The organism is Vibrio casei (assembly GCF_002218025.2).
Lineage (GTDB): Bacteria > Pseudomonadota > Gammaproteobacteria > Enterobacterales > Vibrionaceae > Vibrio > Vibrio casei.
In genome coordinates this window covers 1,770,020-1,786,736 of sequence record NZ_AP018680.1, presented here as the reverse complement: position 1 = coordinate 1,786,736, position 16,717 = coordinate 1,770,020, and the positions used below count along the sequence as shown (strand labels likewise).

The 16,717-nt window shown below is 40.4% G+C and carries 13 protein-coding genes and 1 pseudogene; 8 read left to right on the top strand and 6 right to left on the bottom strand.

The features are described from left to right. Positions 1 to 44: 44 nt before the first annotated feature. The 3 genes from VCASEI_RS08435 to VCASEI_RS08425 all read right to left on the bottom strand — a co-directional run bounded on the left by VCASEI_RS08435 (position 45) and on the right by VCASEI_RS08425 (position 3,343). Positions 45 to 1,415, bottom strand: coding sequence for an anti-phage deoxyguanosine triphosphatase (locus VCASEI_RS08435; protein WP_086960914.1), 1,371 nt, complete (start codon positions 1,413 to 1,415; stop codon positions 45 to 47). A 45-nt stretch (positions 1,416 to 1,460) separates the two neighbouring features. After that, positions 1,461 to 2,054: a 5'-deoxynucleotidase gene (gene yfbR, locus VCASEI_RS08430; protein WP_086960916.1), complete on the bottom strand. Its 594-nt coding sequence runs from the start codon at positions 2,052 to 2,054 to the stop codon at positions 1,461 to 1,463. Positions 2,055 to 2,128: 74 nt separating this feature from the next. Then, positions 2,129 to 3,343 carry a pyridoxal phosphate-dependent aminotransferase gene (locus tag VCASEI_RS08425; RefSeq protein WP_086960918.1) on the bottom strand — a complete coding sequence of 405 codons (1,215 nt, stop codon included), beginning with the start codon at positions 3,341 to 3,343 and terminating at the stop codon, positions 2,129 to 2,131. 345 nt (positions 3,344 to 3,688) lie between these two features. Here VCASEI_RS08425 and VCASEI_RS08420 point away from each other — a divergent pair, with 345 nt between their 5' ends. From VCASEI_RS08420 to VCASEI_RS19425, 6 genes are all read left to right on the top strand, one after another. Further along, positions 3,689 to 5,005, top strand: a complete 1,317-nt coding sequence (locus tag VCASEI_RS08420) for an isochorismate synthase (RefSeq protein ID WP_086960920.1) — start codon at positions 3,689 to 3,691, stop codon at positions 5,003 to 5,005. Then, positions 5,002 to 6,783: a 2-succinyl-5-enolpyruvyl-6-hydroxy-3-cyclohexene-1-carboxylic-acid synthase gene (gene menD, locus VCASEI_RS08415; protein WP_089110199.1), complete on the top strand. Its 1,782-nt coding sequence runs from the start codon at positions 5,002 to 5,004 to the stop codon at positions 6,781 to 6,783. The genes VCASEI_RS08420 and menD overlap by 4 nt, the downstream gene beginning before the upstream one ends. Next, the gene (gene menH / locus VCASEI_RS08410) at positions 6,773 to 7,579 is read left to right on the top strand and encodes a 2-succinyl-6-hydroxy-2,4-cyclohexadiene-1-carboxylate synthase (protein ID WP_089110198.1); all 807 of its coding nucleotides are present in this window, start codon (positions 6,773 to 6,775) and stop codon (positions 7,577 to 7,579) included. Before menD ends, menH begins: the two co-directional genes overlap by 11 nt. Before the next feature lie 102 nt (positions 7,580 to 7,681). Then, positions 7,682 to 8,722: an o-succinylbenzoate synthase gene (gene menC, locus VCASEI_RS08405; protein WP_089110197.1), complete on the top strand. Its 1,041-nt coding sequence runs from the start codon at positions 7,682 to 7,684 to the stop codon at positions 8,720 to 8,722. Between the two features lie 17 nt (positions 8,723 to 8,739). Further along, the gene (gene menE / locus VCASEI_RS08400; RefSeq protein WP_089110196.1) at positions 8,740 to 10,152 is read left to right on the top strand and encodes an o-succinylbenzoate--CoA ligase; all 1,413 of its coding nucleotides are present in this window, start codon (positions 8,740 to 8,742) and stop codon (positions 10,150 to 10,152) included. A 123-nt stretch (positions 10,153 to 10,275) separates the two neighbouring features. Continuing rightward, entirely contained in the window at positions 10,276 to 10,452 is a 177-nt protein-coding gene (locus VCASEI_RS19425) for a hypothetical protein (RefSeq protein WP_162621039.1), read from the top strand. A gap of 33 nt (positions 10,453 to 10,485) precedes the next feature. On the opposite strand, the gene VCASEI_RS08395 is transcribed toward VCASEI_RS19425, so the two are convergent. Together VCASEI_RS08395 and VCASEI_RS08390 are read right to left on the bottom strand one after the other, a co-directional pair. Next, positions 10,486 to 11,418 carry a YeiH family protein gene (locus tag VCASEI_RS08395; RefSeq protein ID WP_086960929.1) on the bottom strand — a complete coding sequence of 311 codons (933 nt, stop codon included), beginning with the start codon at positions 11,416 to 11,418 and terminating at the stop codon, positions 10,486 to 10,488. A 158-nt stretch (positions 11,419 to 11,576) separates the two neighbouring features. Continuing rightward, positions 11,577 to 12,863 (bottom strand): annotated as a pseudogene (locus tag VCASEI_RS08390) (MFS transporter); the annotation flags it as partial. A 210-nt stretch (positions 12,864 to 13,073) separates the two neighbouring features. Here VCASEI_RS08390 and VCASEI_RS08385 point away from each other — a divergent pair. Together VCASEI_RS08385 and VCASEI_RS08380 are read left to right on the top strand one after the other, a co-directional pair. Beyond that, positions 13,074 to 13,949, top strand: a complete 876-nt coding sequence (locus VCASEI_RS08385; RefSeq protein ID WP_086960932.1) for a Tim44 domain-containing protein — start codon at positions 13,074 to 13,076, stop codon at positions 13,947 to 13,949. A 180-nt stretch (positions 13,950 to 14,129) separates the two neighbouring features. Then, on the top strand, positions 14,130 to 14,444 hold the full coding sequence (locus VCASEI_RS08380) for a YnfA family protein (RefSeq protein WP_226983265.1): 315 nt from the start codon (positions 14,130 to 14,132) through the stop codon (positions 14,442 to 14,444). A 116-nt stretch (positions 14,445 to 14,560) separates the two neighbouring features. Here the strand turns inward: VCASEI_RS08380 and pta are convergent, their stop codons facing one another. Then, positions 14,561 to 16,702, bottom strand: coding sequence for a phosphate acetyltransferase (gene pta / locus VCASEI_RS08375; RefSeq protein WP_089110193.1), 2,142 nt, complete (start codon positions 16,700 to 16,702; stop codon positions 14,561 to 14,563). Positions 16,703 to 16,717: the final 15 nt, after the last annotated feature.

Genomic DNA, 16,717 nt, shown 5'->3' with positions numbered 1-16,717 from the left:
ATCTCCCTTATTATTTAAAATAAGGGAGATGTCTCTGCTAATAACTAAAACAGCGAATGAGAAGAAAATAACTGCTGATGCATTCGCTGGGCATAGCCGTCAGTCATGGCTGATATATAGTCGGCGAGAATGCGGGTGCCACCTTTATGGTCGTCTTCGGCCTCTTTCCATTTCTTTTTGGTGGTATCGGGTAATAAACGCATTGGATCGGCATTAAAGGCTTCGAAAATATCCATAATGATTTGTTGGCCTTTATATTCAAATTGCTGTACTTCTGGTACATGGATAACGTAGCGGTTGACGAAGCTTTTGAAAACGTCTAATGCATACGCCATTGGGGCATCAAGATATGCATTAGTGTTAAGCAGTGGGGCATCAAATGCAGTTTCGGCGTAGACTGGTCTTAGTTCAATACTGGTTAACAATGCATTTACAATGCCGCCAATGGCATCTTTACGCTCATGGTGCTTGCCTGAAAATAACTTTTCGCTAAGTTTATCGATATTCCTTTCAAACCATTCGTCGCCACATTCTGCTAGCTTACTGGCGGCCCCTTCTTGCCATTGTTTGCGGTTGACCATTTCAAGCACTATGGCATCTTCTAAATCATGCACGCCATAAGCAATGTCGTCTGCCAGTTCCATAATAGAGCAGTCTAGCGATTTAAAGCGTGTTTTTTGATGTTCGAATGGATTGCTATCACTTTGTTTACGTTTGGCGGAGAGTAGTGCTTTATCGTGCTCTGAGAGTGGTTGTAAAACCCAATCTAAAAAAGGCAAATCAATATCATAGATTCCTTTTGCAGGTAGCCAATCGGCGGCTTTTAGTTGACGAGGTGCTGCAATGTCATCTGGACGCTGCTGGGCATGTACTTGGCTTATTAGCGCTGGGTATTTGAGTAAGCCGAGTAATGTTCGTCTTGCTAAGTTCATGCCATGGTATTCAGTGTAAGGTTCGATTTGAGTGACAATACGAAACGTTTGAGCGTTGCCTTCAAATCCTCCATGATTACGCAACATATAATTGAGTGCTACTTCACCACCATGACCAAATGGTGGGTGACCAATATCATGGGCAAGGCATAAGGTTTCAATTAAGCTGGCCGGCGGGAACAAACCTTGATATTCAGGTTGTTTACGTTTCAGTTGCTCTAAAATACCAGTCCCGATTTGAGATACTTCTAAAGAATGGGTGAGGCGAGTTCGGTAAAAATCATTCATGCCAGTACTGTGAACTTGCGTTTTGGCTTGTAGACGGCGAAAAGCAGCCGAGTGTAAAACTCGTGCACGATCTCGTTGGTATACATCTCTGTGATCATTACGTCGAAGTTTTTGTTCGTTATTGATTCTTGCTTGCCAAGTTTCATTATTTGTCAGTTTAAAAGCACTGTTCTGGCGAGATGATTGTTCTTCCATATTGCCTCGTTGTGTTTGATTATTTTTTTATATAGTCCATTAAAGTTAGCTGATTTCATCTAAAGTTAGCTCAAAGCTCGGTGCAAAAACATCTAAGAAATATCTCATTTCAGGTGTTTCACGTTCTTGCAATGTTTTTTCTAAACGGCCTTTAGCTTGTTCATATTCGTGATTGCCTGCCGAGAGTTCTTCTAAACATTTTAAGTAAGCGCAAAGGCTGTCAGCTTGTTTTACCATTGCTTTGTCTTCAAGATTAATTGAATCGCTGAGTAGAAAGGGGGCAAAGTCTTGCTGGAATTCTTCTGGTAGCATTGAAACGAGTTTTTTTTCTGCCGCTAATTCTATTTTTTTATATTCGTTGGCAATGGCCGGGTTGTAATACTTCACGGGGGTGGGCAAATCTCCCGTTAACACTTCACTGGTATCGTGATACATACCAAGTAGCGCGATCCGTTCGGGGTTTGTTTTACCGCCAAATTTTTTATTTTTAATGATAGCTAAAGCATGGCCGACAAAGGCGACTTGTAAGCTATGTTCCGAAATGTTTTCGGCTGAAATGGAGCGCATCAAAGGCCAGCGTTGAATCAGTTTCATTCTGGCTAAATGGGCAAAAAAGTGGCTAGGTTGAGATTGAGTCATAATATCTCCAAACAAAGTTTATGCCTTTGAATACAAAACAGGCTTCTCGTTATAAGAGAAGCCTGTGGAACGCATTATTGTGAATAAGTCGATAGGAAACGTTCAAATCGTCCAATTGCCGTTTCTAAATCTTCGACATGTGGCAGCGTTACAATACGGAAATGATCGGGTTGCTTCCAATTAAAGCCTGTCCCTTGTACCAGCAGTACTTTTTCTTGAACTAAGAAATCGAGTACCATTTTTGCATCGTCTTTAATGTTGTATTTTTTCACATCAATTTTTGGGAATAAATACATTGCCCCTTTCGGTTTAACACAAGTAATGCCAGGGATTTGCGTAATAAGCTCGTAAGCTCGGTTACGCTGCTCTAACAGCCGACCACCGGGTAGAATTAATTCATTAATACTTTGGTAGCCGCCTAAGGCTGTTTGAATTGCATGTTGCATTGGTACATTGGCACATAGACGCATTGAGGCAAGCATATCTAATCCGTCGACATATCCTTTTGCAAGATGTTTAGGGCCAGTCAAAAACATCCAACCGCCGCGAAATCCACAGACACGATACGCTTTAGATAACCCATTAAAAGTCACCATTAATACATCGTCGGCCAAGGTGGCAATAGAGGTATGGGTTGCACCGTCATAAAGTACTTTATCGTAAATTTCGTCAGCAAAAATAATGAGGCTATGTTGACGAGCAATTTCAACCACTTCTAATAAAAAGTCTCGGCTGTAAACCGCGCCTGTTGGGTTGTTTGGATTAATCAGTACAATGCCACGAGTTTGCGGTGTGATTTTGCTTTTAATATCATCGAGATCAGGATACCAATCAGATGACTCATCACAAATGTAGTGTACTGGTTTGCCACCTGCGAGTGAGGCGGCGGCTGTCCATAGTGGGTAGTCGGGAGCCGGTATTAATATTTCATCGCTGTTATTGAGCAATGCCTGCATCGACATTACGATCAATTCTGACGCACCATTACCTATGTACACGTCTTCGACTTCAAGCTCGCGGAGTCCCAGCTTTTGATAATGCTGAACGACAGCTTTACGCGCTGAATAAATACCTTTTGAATCGCAGTAACCTTGAGATGTCGGTAAGTTACGAATAACGTCAACAAGGATTTCATCAGGGGCATCAAAACCAAATGGGGCAGGGTTGCCAATATTTAGTTTCAGAATTTTTTGCCCTTCCTCTTCCATGCGCTTGGCATGTTTTAGGATTGGCCCTCGAATGTCGTAACAGACATTATCGAGTTTTGATGACATCTCGATGTGGTTCATAGCCTTATACCCATAATGAAAATTGTTTGTGACCCATCAAGTTACACTATTTTTTATACTCAAACCATATGAAGATGCTTTGTTTTACGGTATTCATTCGCTTTTTCTTTCTATCAATAAAAAATGATTATCATTGCGATAAAATACGCTTAATCATCTCCTTTCTTTTTGGAGATTAACTATGCTTAAAATGTCACCGTCGTAGAGAAATCAATGTTTAAATTATGGTTATTACTTGATTTGCCGTAAGTGAAAACTTAGAGTAGGCGCGGTAGGGGTTGTAATGTTTCAAAATGAATATGCTTCAATAGTTTGGGGCTAGAATGAGAATATTGAGAGGTCGGCTTGTCTGGATTAAATCAGGTGATTGAATCACTGATAGAAAAGATTAGAAATGGACAAGTTTCGAGTGAAAACCGAATTAGTCAGCCAGTCAATTTTCCGGCTAGTTTTAATGCTATAGATTGGTTGCAAGAGCAAATATTATACCCTCGCTTTTATTGGCAATCACGAGATGAACGTGAGGAAGTGGTTGCGTTAGAGCAAATCCACACTTTCACCGACCCAATAGCAGCTTACGCTATCCTTGGTCCGCAACAGCGTGTGTGGGGGGGGAAAGCGTTTGATAGTGAACATGCGAAAACGCGCCATCAGTCGAGTTATTTCTTCTTACCTAAAATTGAATTGATGCGACAGGATGATAATTGGTCTCTGAATGTCAATTTATCGGATGACCATGAACGTACTATTCGGGACCTCAAAAAGCTGAAAGCCGATTATCAACCAAGTGCGCCATTACAACCTCAATCGAGTACGGTGCATTATTCGCCTCAATGCGATGAATGGAAACATATCTTAGAAAAAGCATTGATAGCGATCGAATCTAAAGAATTTGAAAAAGTCGTCTTGGCTCGTAAAACCATCGTGGAACTTGATCAACCGATTCAAGCAGCCCAGTTGTTAAAAGCAAGTCGTGTACAAAATCGTAATAGTTTTCATTTTTTAATGTCGCTCTCACCTAATGACAGCTTTCTTGGGTCAACGCCTGAACGCTTATATCACCGAAGTGGTGACATGTTAGAAACGGAAGCATTAGCTGGGACGATTGGGCGAGATGATAATCCTGAAAAAGACAAACAATTGGCAGATTGGCTACTTAATGATGATAAGAACTTACGTGAAAATCAGATCGTTGTTAATGACATTATTGAGCGATTAACGCCTTATACTGAAACTATTGATGTGCAACCTGAAGCACAGTTAATCCAGTTACGACGCGTACAACATTTAAAGCGTCATATTAATGGTAATTTATCACTTGGCGTGAAAGGGGTTCAGTTGTTAACCGCCCTTCAACCAACAGCGGCTATTGCGGGTTTACCTCGTGAAGCATCTTTAAATTTCATCCGAGTTAATGAGCCTTTTACTCGTGGTTGGTATAGTGGTTCTTTGGGGTATTTTGGCCACCATAAAGCGGAATTTTGCGTATGTATTCGCAGCGCAGTTGTCACTGAGAATACGGTTAAGTTGTATGCAGGGGCTGGCATTGTTCCAGGATCTGAAGCTGAATTTGAATGGCAAGAGTTAAACCGTAAAACAGCCACATTATTAAATTTAATTTCAGATTACCCTATTGAAAACGATCACTGTGAGGGTCTATGAGCCAAGCGGGACTTAACCGAATTTGGGCGCAAGCTCTATTGGAAGCGTTATATTCTCAAGGTGTAAAACATGTTTGTATTGCACCGGGTTCGCGCTCAACCCCGTTGAGCTTAGAAGCGCTAGAATTGGCAGACCGAACCGATCTGACTATTAATACTCATTTTGATGAAAGAGGGCTGGGCTACCTGGCCTTGGGTCTGGCGAAAGCGAGCGGGACACCTGTCGCGGTGATTGTGACTTCGGGCACGGCGGTGACGAACTTATTACCTTGTACAGCTGAAACTGGCTTAACGGGAGAAAAGCTGATTTTATTAACAGCGGATAGGCCACAAGAGTTGATTGATGTTGGGGCGAATCAAGCGATTCAACAAAAAGGGATTTTCTCCAGCCATGTAATCAAAAGTGTTATGTTACCAAGCCCATCGATTCAACAGGACCTAGGCCAGGTACTGGTGTCTGTACAACATGCAATGCTTTATCAGAAGGTCAGAGGTGGTTCCGTTCATATTAACTGCCCTTATCCAGAGCCCTTATACATTCAATCTATACAAGAAAAAGAGCATTATGTTTCTTATTTTGAGAATGCCAAACATGCTTCTTTAGTAGAAATGCCATTGGATGAATTGTATACAAGTTACAATGTCTCAGAATTAACCAACCATTTCCAACAACATATTCTTAATTATATTTATGACCTAAAAGTCGTGGTGGTCATTGGAAAAATGCCTTTAGAAGAAGCGCTGAAAGCCAAAGCCTTTGCAGAAAAATATGGATGGCCTGTGTTATGCGATCCACAAAGTGGTATTAGCAGCGACTGGGCTCATTTTGATTTGTGGTTGCAGTCTCCCCATTATATGAGCATGTTGTCACAAGCAGAGTGTATTTTTCAGTTTGGTGCGCGATTAGTTTCTAAGCGTATAGGGCAATGGATCAAACATGTTGTCTCTCAATACCATTCACATTATTGGCTTTTTGATCCCACGCCTAGTGTATTAAACCCTGATCATTTATCGCAATTAAGAACCGTGGCTTCTGTTTCCGATAGCATTGATATGCTAAATAATGCTATTTCTCCTGCTCTTAATAATGCGGTTCCTCAATCGGGTTGGGCTGATAAACTTAAAGAGGCTAGGCAAGTCATTCAATTTTCCGCGCAACCTCACAAAAACTCAGAATACCTAACGGAGTGTCAGTTAGTTTTGTGTTTGGATGATCTACTTCGTGTGATGGGCAAGGGGAATATGTTCATTGGTAACAGCTTAATTGTTCGTTTGGTGGATATGTTGTCTACAATTGATCGCAGAGAAGTTTATACCAATCGAGGGGCATCAGGTATTGATGGTTTAATTGCAACAGCGGTTGGTATTCAGCGCCATCAACGCCAAACGATGCTGACGCTAATTGGTGATACGTCATTATTGTATGATTTAAATTCTCTGGCTTTGTTGAGACAGATTGAACAACCCCACGTTGTGATCGTGACGAATAATAATGGTGGTGCAATCTTTGATTTACTACCTGTACCAGCTGAACAAAAGCAGACTCTATACCAAATGCCTCATGGCTTAACGTTTGAATTTGCAGCAAAACAATTTGGTTTGGGTTATTGCCAACCCATAACTATGGCGCAATGCATAGAAAGCATTGATAGCTATATTAAGCAACACCAACAGGGTATGGTTCATTCTGCGTTATTAATTGAAGTGCTTACGCTACCAGAACAAGCTTCTCAACATATTAAAACAATTGTACAGGCGGTAAAATCTCATGCTTTATAGTCAAATGGTTGAAAGAAATGATAGTGGAGAGATTGAAGCGCAGCAGCCTATTCCTGTGTTTTTACATGGATTCTTAGGTTCAAGCTTAGATTGGAACAATTGTTTATCACATTTGAATTTGCCACATGCAATTTGCATCGATTTACCTTGTCATGGCTTAAGTAAGTATTGCGAAGTGCAAAACTTTGAAGAAGCTTGTCAACAAGTTCAACTGACGGTATTAAGTAAGTTGAAAAAAGAAAAGCGCGCGCCTAATACCCCTTTAGTGTTTGTTGCGTATTCATTAGGGGCGAGAATTGCAATGTTTGGCATGGCAAAACAAGCTTTTCCAGATTTAAATATTCAAGGTGCAATTCTAGAAGGTGGTAATTTTGGTCTGATTCAAGAACAAGAGAATGTATTGCGTTGGGAAGATGATAAACATTGGTCAAAACGTTTTGCGACCGAAGCAATTGAAGACGTCTTATATGATTGGTACTTACAAGGTGTATTTAGTTCTTTAGATGATGATCAACGAGAAGAATTAGTTGAGCTAAGAAGTGATAATCTGGGGTCACAATTAGGATGTATGTTACGAGCGACATCATTAGCGAAACAGCCATATTTACTTGATGATTTAAAGCAATTGTCAGTGCCTTTACTATATGTCTGTGGTGAGAAAGATCAGAAATTCAGGATATTAGCTGAAAAAAGTGGCTTGCCATATCAACTGGTAAAAAATGCAGGACATAATGTTCATCATGAACAGCCACAACAATTTTCCAGCATAGTAAAAGCATTTGTTGATACGTTGTAATTCAGATGACTTAAACTTTTTATAAAGGCTGAAAGATTTAGATAAAGGCGTGTCTTAAGACATGCTTTTTTATTTTCTTTATATTGGTATTAGTGAGTAGTTATGTTTAAGAAGAGCCAGTTTTCACGTCAAGTAACGTTATATCGTTATCAACTGCCGATGGACAGTGGTGTGATTGTTCGCGAACAACGTTTATTACAACGTGAAGGCTATATTATTGAGCTTTATGAAAATGAACATGGTGGACTAGGCGAATGTGCACCACTGCCCACTTTTAGTTATGAAACACTAGAGCAAGTCGAAGCACAATTATTACCAATATTATCAACATGGCAAAAAACGGGTGAATGGCCTGATTTCGAAAGCTTATTTCCATCGGTCTCTTTTGGATTATCTGCGGCGAAATACGAGCTTGAACAGACATTGCCTCAAGCAGGTGAATATCTTGTAGCGCCTTTATGCAGTGGTGATCCGGATGAATTAATTCCCGTGTTTCAAAACATGGCGGATAATGACCGTCAAAAGGTTGCCAAAGTGAAAGTAGGTTTATATGAACCGATTAGAGACGGGATGCTAGTGAATTTATTTTTGGAGTCTATCCCAGAATTGAATTTACGTTTAGATGCCAATCGCAGTTGGAGTTTGGATAAAGCACTAAAATTTGCGCAATATGTTACGCCGGAATTACGCCGTCGAATTACTTTCTTAGAAGAGCCTTGCCATACCCCTGAGCTTAGCCTTGAGTTTGCTCGTCAAACCGGGATCAAGATTGCTTGGGATGAAACGTTGCAAGAGACTATCCATACTCCAAAATTCAATGTGACAGAGTTTGATGTTTCAAATTTTTTTAATGATCAATTGGGCGCATTAGTGATTAAGCCTACTTTAATTGGTTCCATTGATCGATGCATTAGGCTTATTGATTACGCTAAAGCACAAGGCTTGCAAGTGGTGATCAGTTCTAGTCTTGAATCAACGATAGGCTTAACGCAATTGGCTCGATTATCAGCATGGCAAACACCACACCAAACGCCGGGTTTAGATACTCTACAGTTATTCCAATCTCAATTAGAACGCTCTTGGCCTAATAGTGTTTTGCCTATGGCTTTCTTAAGTGAACAAGCGCTTATTTGGCGATCTTGAATTAAGGTGAAATCGCCATGGATATGATTCAAAAATGGGCTCAAGAAAAGCCACAAAAAATTGCTTTGATAACGTCGCTTAAAACATATAGCTGGAAAGCGCTTGATGACACTATTAGCGAATTATGCCATCAACTCACTTTACAGAACCTTTGTCAAGGAAGTGTGGTAGCGCTGATCAGCAAAAATGAACCCAAAGCGGTTTTGTTGTATTTAGCTTGTCTTCGCCTTGGCGCGTTATGTGCTTTAATGCCGCCTCAACCGTTACACTCTATTAAACAAAAATTAATTATTATTCAAGCCGATTACTGTTGGTTGGGTGAGTCGACCTTAGACGTTGAACCTTCCATTTTATGTCCATTATTGTCTTTTGATCTTGATAATACTTCCTTCTGTACCGGCTTTGAAAGGCGTGAAATATTTTGTGGAGAGCAGCAAGCCAGTATTATTTTTACGTCAGGATCAACCGGTACCCCTAAAGCGGTTGTCCATTGTGTCAAGCATCATTTAGCAAGTGCGCAAGGACTAACCGAGGCTTTTAAGTTTGAGCACAATGATTCGTGGTTACTAAGCTTGCCTATCTATCATGTTTCTGGGCTTTCGATACTCTGGAGATGGTTATGCAAAGGAGCGCAACTGGTTATTGGAGAGGATCTTTTACACGATTTACAGCATGTAACACACGCTTCGCTTGTCCCAACTCAGCTTCAGCGTTTACTTGATCAGCCTTATGAAGCGACCTTAAAAAGAGTGTTACTTGGTGGAGGGCATATTCCTCTTTCTTTAACCCAAAGGGCTAGTGTTAAAGGTATTGAGTGCTGGGTGGGCTATGGCATGACAGAAACGGCTTCAACCGTGATAGCGAAACAAGTGGATGGTTCTCCTACCTCTGGATCGTTATTACCACATCGTAAAATAAAAGTTGAAGGCTCGAAAATATTTGTAGCAGGTGAAACGTTAGCGCTTGGCTATTTGTCAGAAGGCAAACTAACGCCATTAGTTAATCAACAAACGCCATGGTTTGATACCAAAGATTTGGGACGAGTGCATTTTATTGAAAATCAAGCCGATGAGATTGAGATCTTAGGGCGTGAAGATAATCAGTTTATTTCTGGTGGTGAAAATATTTATTGTGAGGAAATTGAAGCGGTTTTGAATCGTCATCCCAATATCAAACAAGTGATAGTAATTCCCATTTCAAATGTTCAATATGGGCACAGACCCATTGCTTTTATTGATGGTATTATCGAGCTATCCAATGAGGAATATCAGCAATTTTTGGTGCAGTACCTCGATAAGTTTAAGTGTCCAGATGCTTACTACTTGTTACCAGAAAATTTAATGAATACTGGAATTAAAATTGCTCGAGTGGATTTAAAACGCTACTACCAACAACACTATGGTGAGGAAAGGTATACAGACAAACCCTAGGTCGATCATTCACAAAAGTTATTTAATAGTCCAAAACAGAATTTATTGCTTAAATTTGATTCAGCCATACTAGAGTTATCGTGGTTAACGCGTCGAAAGATGGTTTAAATTTAAGGGAATAAAATGAAGGCTTTATTGATATTGGCGGTTGCCGCTTTTGTTGTTCTGTCTATTTATACAGAAGGGTTAGTCTCGGCTTTAGCTGAATTGGCTGCATTTGTTTCAATCATTGTGTGGGTCTTAAAGCGCAAAGCATCAGTGAAACATGACCATGAGGCTCCAATTGAACCCCATGTTTAGTGGTGTTTTATTCAGTTACTTTTATGTTGATGGTTACTGAATGTGCGTCATTATATAGCTTAAAGAACTGACGGAAATAATAATCCAAAGTAATACACCGAACAGCATTGGTCTTGGGCCAGTTTCTTTTAATTTATTTACCGAGATCCCACAACCGATTAAAAACAAACAAAGTACCAAGCTCTGTTTGGCAAAGCTGTAAATACCGTAGTAGAGCGTTGAAAATTGAGGTACTTGGTCACTAAACACTATTGCTGCGCAGTAAAATAAAATGAAGAATGGAATCGTAATTTTCTTACTGTCATTTTTAAACATAAGAGCGCTGATAAAAGCCACCGGAACAATCCATAATGCTCGTGCTAGTTTAAGCGTCGTTGCAATTTGAAGAGATTCTTCACCATATGCTTGAGCGGCTCCGACGACCGATGAGGTATCATGAATAGCAATAGCAGCCCAAGTACCAAATTGTATTTGGCTCATATCCAGAGCATGTCCAATCACGGGAAACAGAAATAGCGCGAGTGAGTTTAGAACATATATTACTGCTAATGACATTGCTACCGGTTGATCTTTTGCGTTAATCGCTGGAGCAACAGCAGCAATAGCACTTCCGCCACAAATTGCCGTCCCAGAAGCAATTAAGTGCCCAGTCTCTCTTTCTAACCCCATTCTTTTTGCAATGAAAGCACCGAGAATTAATGTGCTGAAAATAGTCGTCACAATAATCCCAAAGCCATTTTCGGTTGCAGTAATCGCTTGGTTAATATTGATACCAAATCCTAAACCTACAATAGAGTAGGCCAGTAGTTTTTTAATAATTTTAGTTAAAGGGATAGTATGAGGAACAAAGCCAAAACTGGTTAATAGAAAACCGAAAATCAATGCAATAGGTGAACTAACCCAAGGAGTGAAGCAAAATAGCGCTCCAATAATAAATAAACCATAATTACGTATATGTGCAAACATAGCTTGGCCTGAAAGGTAGTAAGAAAGTAATGCGGAGAATATCTCAATTTCATAGTTAAGTAAGTATTGATATTTTTAACTTGTCGTTAAATAAAAATTAACGACAAGTGCTTGGTTTGTTCAAGAAGACGTTAATGACTTTCTGGTGTCATGGTTTGAGGCTTATATCGATATAAACCAAAAATGACGAGTAAATTGAGTATCCCAAGAAAAATAAAAAATTGATGTATGGCCATTGAGAGTAATGATAAGCAAACAATACTAATGATTGCGCTACCTACCATAAATAATGCGTTATAAATATTATTTGCAGCAATCACTTGCGCTCTTGTTTCTGTTGAAGCGAGAGTTTGCATTAATGTATATAAAGGTACGATAAAAGTCCCGCCACACATACCTAAAAAAAATAAACTAAAGAAGATTGGAAGATAGTTGGCCGAACTTAATAGATTCGTAATTGAAATCATGTCATTGGTTGACGTCGTTTGAATGAGTATTGAAAACAAGCCGAGTAATACACTAAATATGCTGATACCAACGCCTCCTAATCCTACAAGCTTTAGGTTGATTTTTTGATGGGATAACTTGGCACAAAGTAAAGAGCCGATTGCGATACCAACGGAAAATAATGCCAATAGAAAAGAGACGCTGGTGCTATCTCCTTGAATATAGGTTTTACTGAAATTAGGAAATTGAGTTAAATAACAAGCGCCTAGAAACCAAAACCAACTGATGGCAATAATAGACAGGTGAATAGTTCTATTTTGTTTGGCGATATTTAATGTTTGTTGTGTATGAAAAATGGGTTTCCAAGAAAATTGATAGTGGTTTGGGCTAGGTAATGCCTTAGGAATAAATAGGCTGGCGATAAAACCCAATACGGCAAAAAAAACAACGGATACAGCGGTTAACCAATAAGCATTTGGGGTAGCGACAATGATTCCTGCCCCAATGGTTCCGAATAAAATAGCCAAGAAGGTCCCTGTTTCTACCCATGCATTGCCCTTTAATAATTGCGCTGGTTTTAAGTGCTGTGGTAATAAAGCATATTTTACTGGGCCAAAAAATGCTGATTGTGTTCCCATTAAAAACAATAATATTAGTAGTGCAAGGTAACTTTGGTAAAGAAAGCTAATGGCACCGGCAATCATAATGATAATTTCAGCAAATTTTATCCAACGTATTAGCTTTGATTTTTCATACTTGTCAGCAATTACGCCTGCTGTTGCAGAAAAAAGGAAAAAAGGGAGAATAAAAATACCGGCAGCAAGATTGATGAATAAGGTGCTTGAAATTGGTAATTGATTGGCGCTTGCGAAGGCGACAAAAATCAATAATGTATTTTTATAAATATTGTCGTTAAAAGCGCCGAAGAATTGAGTAACAAAGTAAGGGAAAAATCGCTGTGAGAAAAAAACAGTGTCAGATTGAGAGTATTTATCCATAAATGTGCCTTTATGCATTCCTTTTTATCTATAAGCAGTGTAACGGTATTAGGTTTAATAGATAAATGAATTTATTATAAATATGTTGAAGTGTGATGTATTAATGCTCAGCATGACACCTTGCAATATTCTGAAACATTGCTGTTGTGTACTCATGGCTTATTCAAGCTATGATGAACTTAATTTCGTCATTAATAGTAAAGGGATCCTATGAACCGACTTTTTGTCATGGTTGCATTGATTATGGTATCAATGGTAACGGCACCATTGGCTGAAGCAAAGCGCTTTGGTGGTGGTAAGTCTTTCGGTAAAAGTTTTAAAACCGCGCCTGCTCCAAAACAGAACGTACAAAATACTAATACACTAAATAAAAAGCCTGATGCAACCAATACTCGTCGTGGTGGCATGATGGGCGGCATGTTAGGTGGTTTATTAGCTGGTGGCTTGCTTGCTTCTTTATTTATGGGTGGTGGTTTTGAAGGCATTCAATTCTTTGATATTTTAATCATGGGCTTGATTGCTTTTGTCGCATTCAAATTCTTACGCGGCATGATGGGGGCAAAGCAGGGTTCAATGAACCGAGGGCCGCAAGCTGCTTATTCTGGCGCATCAAACCGCCAACAGTTTGAACAACCGAATGTGCAAAACTTTGAACAGCCTCAAGCTTCAGGTGGTTTTGGTGCAACAGGTCAATCTGATGTGCCGCATAACTTCCCTCCAGGTTTTGACCGGGTAGCATTTGTGGAAGGTTCTCGTGAACATTACCGCACACTACAAGGCGCTTGGAACTTTAACCAGCTGGATAAAATTGAAGAATATGTTACGCCAAGTTTGTTTGCTGAATTAAAAGCAGAACGTGCAGAGCTTCAAGGTGATCAACATACGGATGTTATGTATGTGGATGCTGAGATTGTCCGTGGCGAATATGATGCTTCTAAAGCTCAACTTAGTATTCAATTTACGGGCCGCTACCGTGATACCGCAGAAGGTGTTGAAGAAGATATTGATGAAGTTTGGCATTTAGAGCGTGATCTAATCGCCAATAATGCACCTTGGTTGATTGTTGGAATTCAGACAAACTCTTAATCATTAAGATTCGTTTTAAATATACAAAGTCAACGAAGTCATTCGTTGGCTTTTTTATTGGTAAGTGAAAAGTAAATAAAAAATCGTATCAGTTGGAAATAAACATGCTGATGGATGTGTTAGTTATACTGTAATTGACAGAGTCAAAATGAGGATTTTTTGGTGCCAGAAATTAAAATAATGGGGCTGTTTTTTATTACTGCAATTGCTGAAATACTTGGATGCTACCTGCCTTATTTGTGGTTAAAAGAAGACAAATCAATTTGGTTATTGCTACCAGCCGCCTTTTTCCTTGCTCTATTTGCTTGGTTACTTTCACTACACCCTACAGCAGCGGGTAGAGTTTATGCTGCCTACGGCGGAGTATACATATTCGTCGCGATACTTTGGTTATGGGTTGTTGATGGCATTCGGCCAACACTGTGGGATGTAGTTGGTGTATCAGTAGCGTTAGTTGGTATGACCATTATAATGTTCGCTCCTCGAAGTTCATAGTTAAAGGCATCGTTCAAAATATCCAATGATAAAAATGAGCTACATGCTTCTGGCATAAAAAATCCCCGCTGATATTCATCAACGGGGATTGTTTGTTTTAGCTTACAGTGAATAGCTTATTCAGCTTGTGCTGCTTGAATTGCTGTTAGTGCAACGGTGTAAACGATATCGTCTACTAGAGCGCCGCGAGACAAGTCATTGACAGGCTTACGCATGCCTTGAAGCATTGGACCGATAGACACTAGGTCTGCAGAACGCTGTACCGCTTTGTACGTTGTATTACCCGTATTTAGGTCTGGGAATACAAATACAGTTGCTTTACCAGCTACAGGCGAGTTTGGCGCTTTAGAAGCGGCAACGTTTTCCATGATAGCGGCATCGTACTGTAGAGGACCATCAATGACTAAGTCAGGACGTTTCTCTTGAGCAATGCGGGTGGCTTCACGTACTTTATCTACATCAGCACCCTTACCAGACGTACCGGTTGAGTAAGAGATCATAGCTACACGCGGGTCAATACCGAATGCTTTTGCTGAATCTGCTGATTGAATTGCTATTTCAGCGAGTTGCTCTGCGTTTGGATCTGGGTTGATCGCACAGTCACCGTATACCAATACTTGGTCAGGCAATAGCATGAAGAACACAGAAGATACGATAGACGCACCCGGTGCTGTTTTGATGATTTGGAATGGAGGAACGATAGTGTTAGCCGTAGTGTGAACCGCACCTGATACTAGACCATCAACTTCGCCAGCTTCTAGCATCATAGTGCCAAGGAATACAGAATCTTCCAGCTTCTCACGAGCAACGACTTCAGTCATACCCTTTGCGCCACGTAGTTCAACTAGACGTGCCACGTAGTTTTCTCGTACTTTTTCTGGGTCAATAATTTCAACGCCAGCACCAAGTTCCACACCTTGTTGGGCTGCAACACGACGAATTTCTTCTGGATTACCTAAAAGCACACACGTTGCGATACCACGTTCAGCACAAATGGCTGCCGCTTTTACCGTACGTGGCTCATCACCTTCAGGAAGTACGATGCGCTTGCCTGCACGACGAGCAAATTCTGTTAACTGGTAACGGAATGCTGGTGGGCTTAGGCGGCGGATGCCTTGAGTACCTTCAGATAGAGAATCAATCCAAGGTCCATCAATGTGGCTTGCAACATGATCATTGATGAATTCGATACGCTCTTTATCATCAGCGGGCACTTCAAGGTTAAAGCTTTGTAGATTTAACGAGGTTTGCCATGTGTTGCCTTGCGCTTTGAAGATAGGTAAACCGGCTTCAAATGCTGGCTTACATAAATCAGCAATAGATGCTGGAATATCGTAGCCGCCGGTTAGCAAGATCGCACCGATTTCTACACCATTCATTGAGGCGAGAGCAGCTGCAACGATAACGTCTGGACGATCAGCAGAAGTGACAAGTAATGAACCTGGCTTAAAGTGCTCAATCATGTTTGGTAGAGAGCGTGCACAGAAAGTGATGCTCTTAATACGGCGAGAGTTAATTTCACCAGTATTAATTATGTCTGCATTTAAGTGTTTCGCCATATCGATAGCACGGGTAGCGATTAACTCAATTTTCCAAGGTACGCAACCGAGCACGCGAATTGGGCTAGAGTTGAAGATTTGCATTACTTCAATGTTGGCTTGTGTGGCGTGATCGTTTTCATCAAAAATTTCTGACAAGTCCGGGCGAGTACGACCTGCTTCATCAACGGGAGCGTTAAGCTTATTGATGATAACGCCAGAAATATTTTTGTTTTTAGTGCCACCAAAGTTTGAACAAGCAACATCGATTCGTTCTTTTAACTGCACGGCGTTATTGGTGCCAGGGGTCGCAACAAATACGATTTCTGCGCCAAGTGTTTTTGCAATTTCTGCGTTCACTTGGTTAGCAAATGGGTGCTTGCGAGTTGGAACTAGGCCTTCAATTAATACCACTTCAGAGTGATTACTGATGGCATTGTAACGTTCAACGATTTGCTCAAGCAGGACATCCATTTTTTCATTACTGATGAAGGATTCTGCTTCAGACATTGGTGTTGGCTCAGCCACTTTCATATCACTGTTTGTAGAGATAATGGTAGAGGTTAGATCAGGAAGATCAGCACCGCTACGTGGTTGTGCGATAGGTTTGAAGAATGCAACATTTACACCCTTACGCTCCATAGCGCGTAAGACACCTAAGCTAACGCTAGTTAAACCAACACCAGCGCTAATAGGAACAAGCATAATAGTACGAGACATGGATAAGTTTCCTCT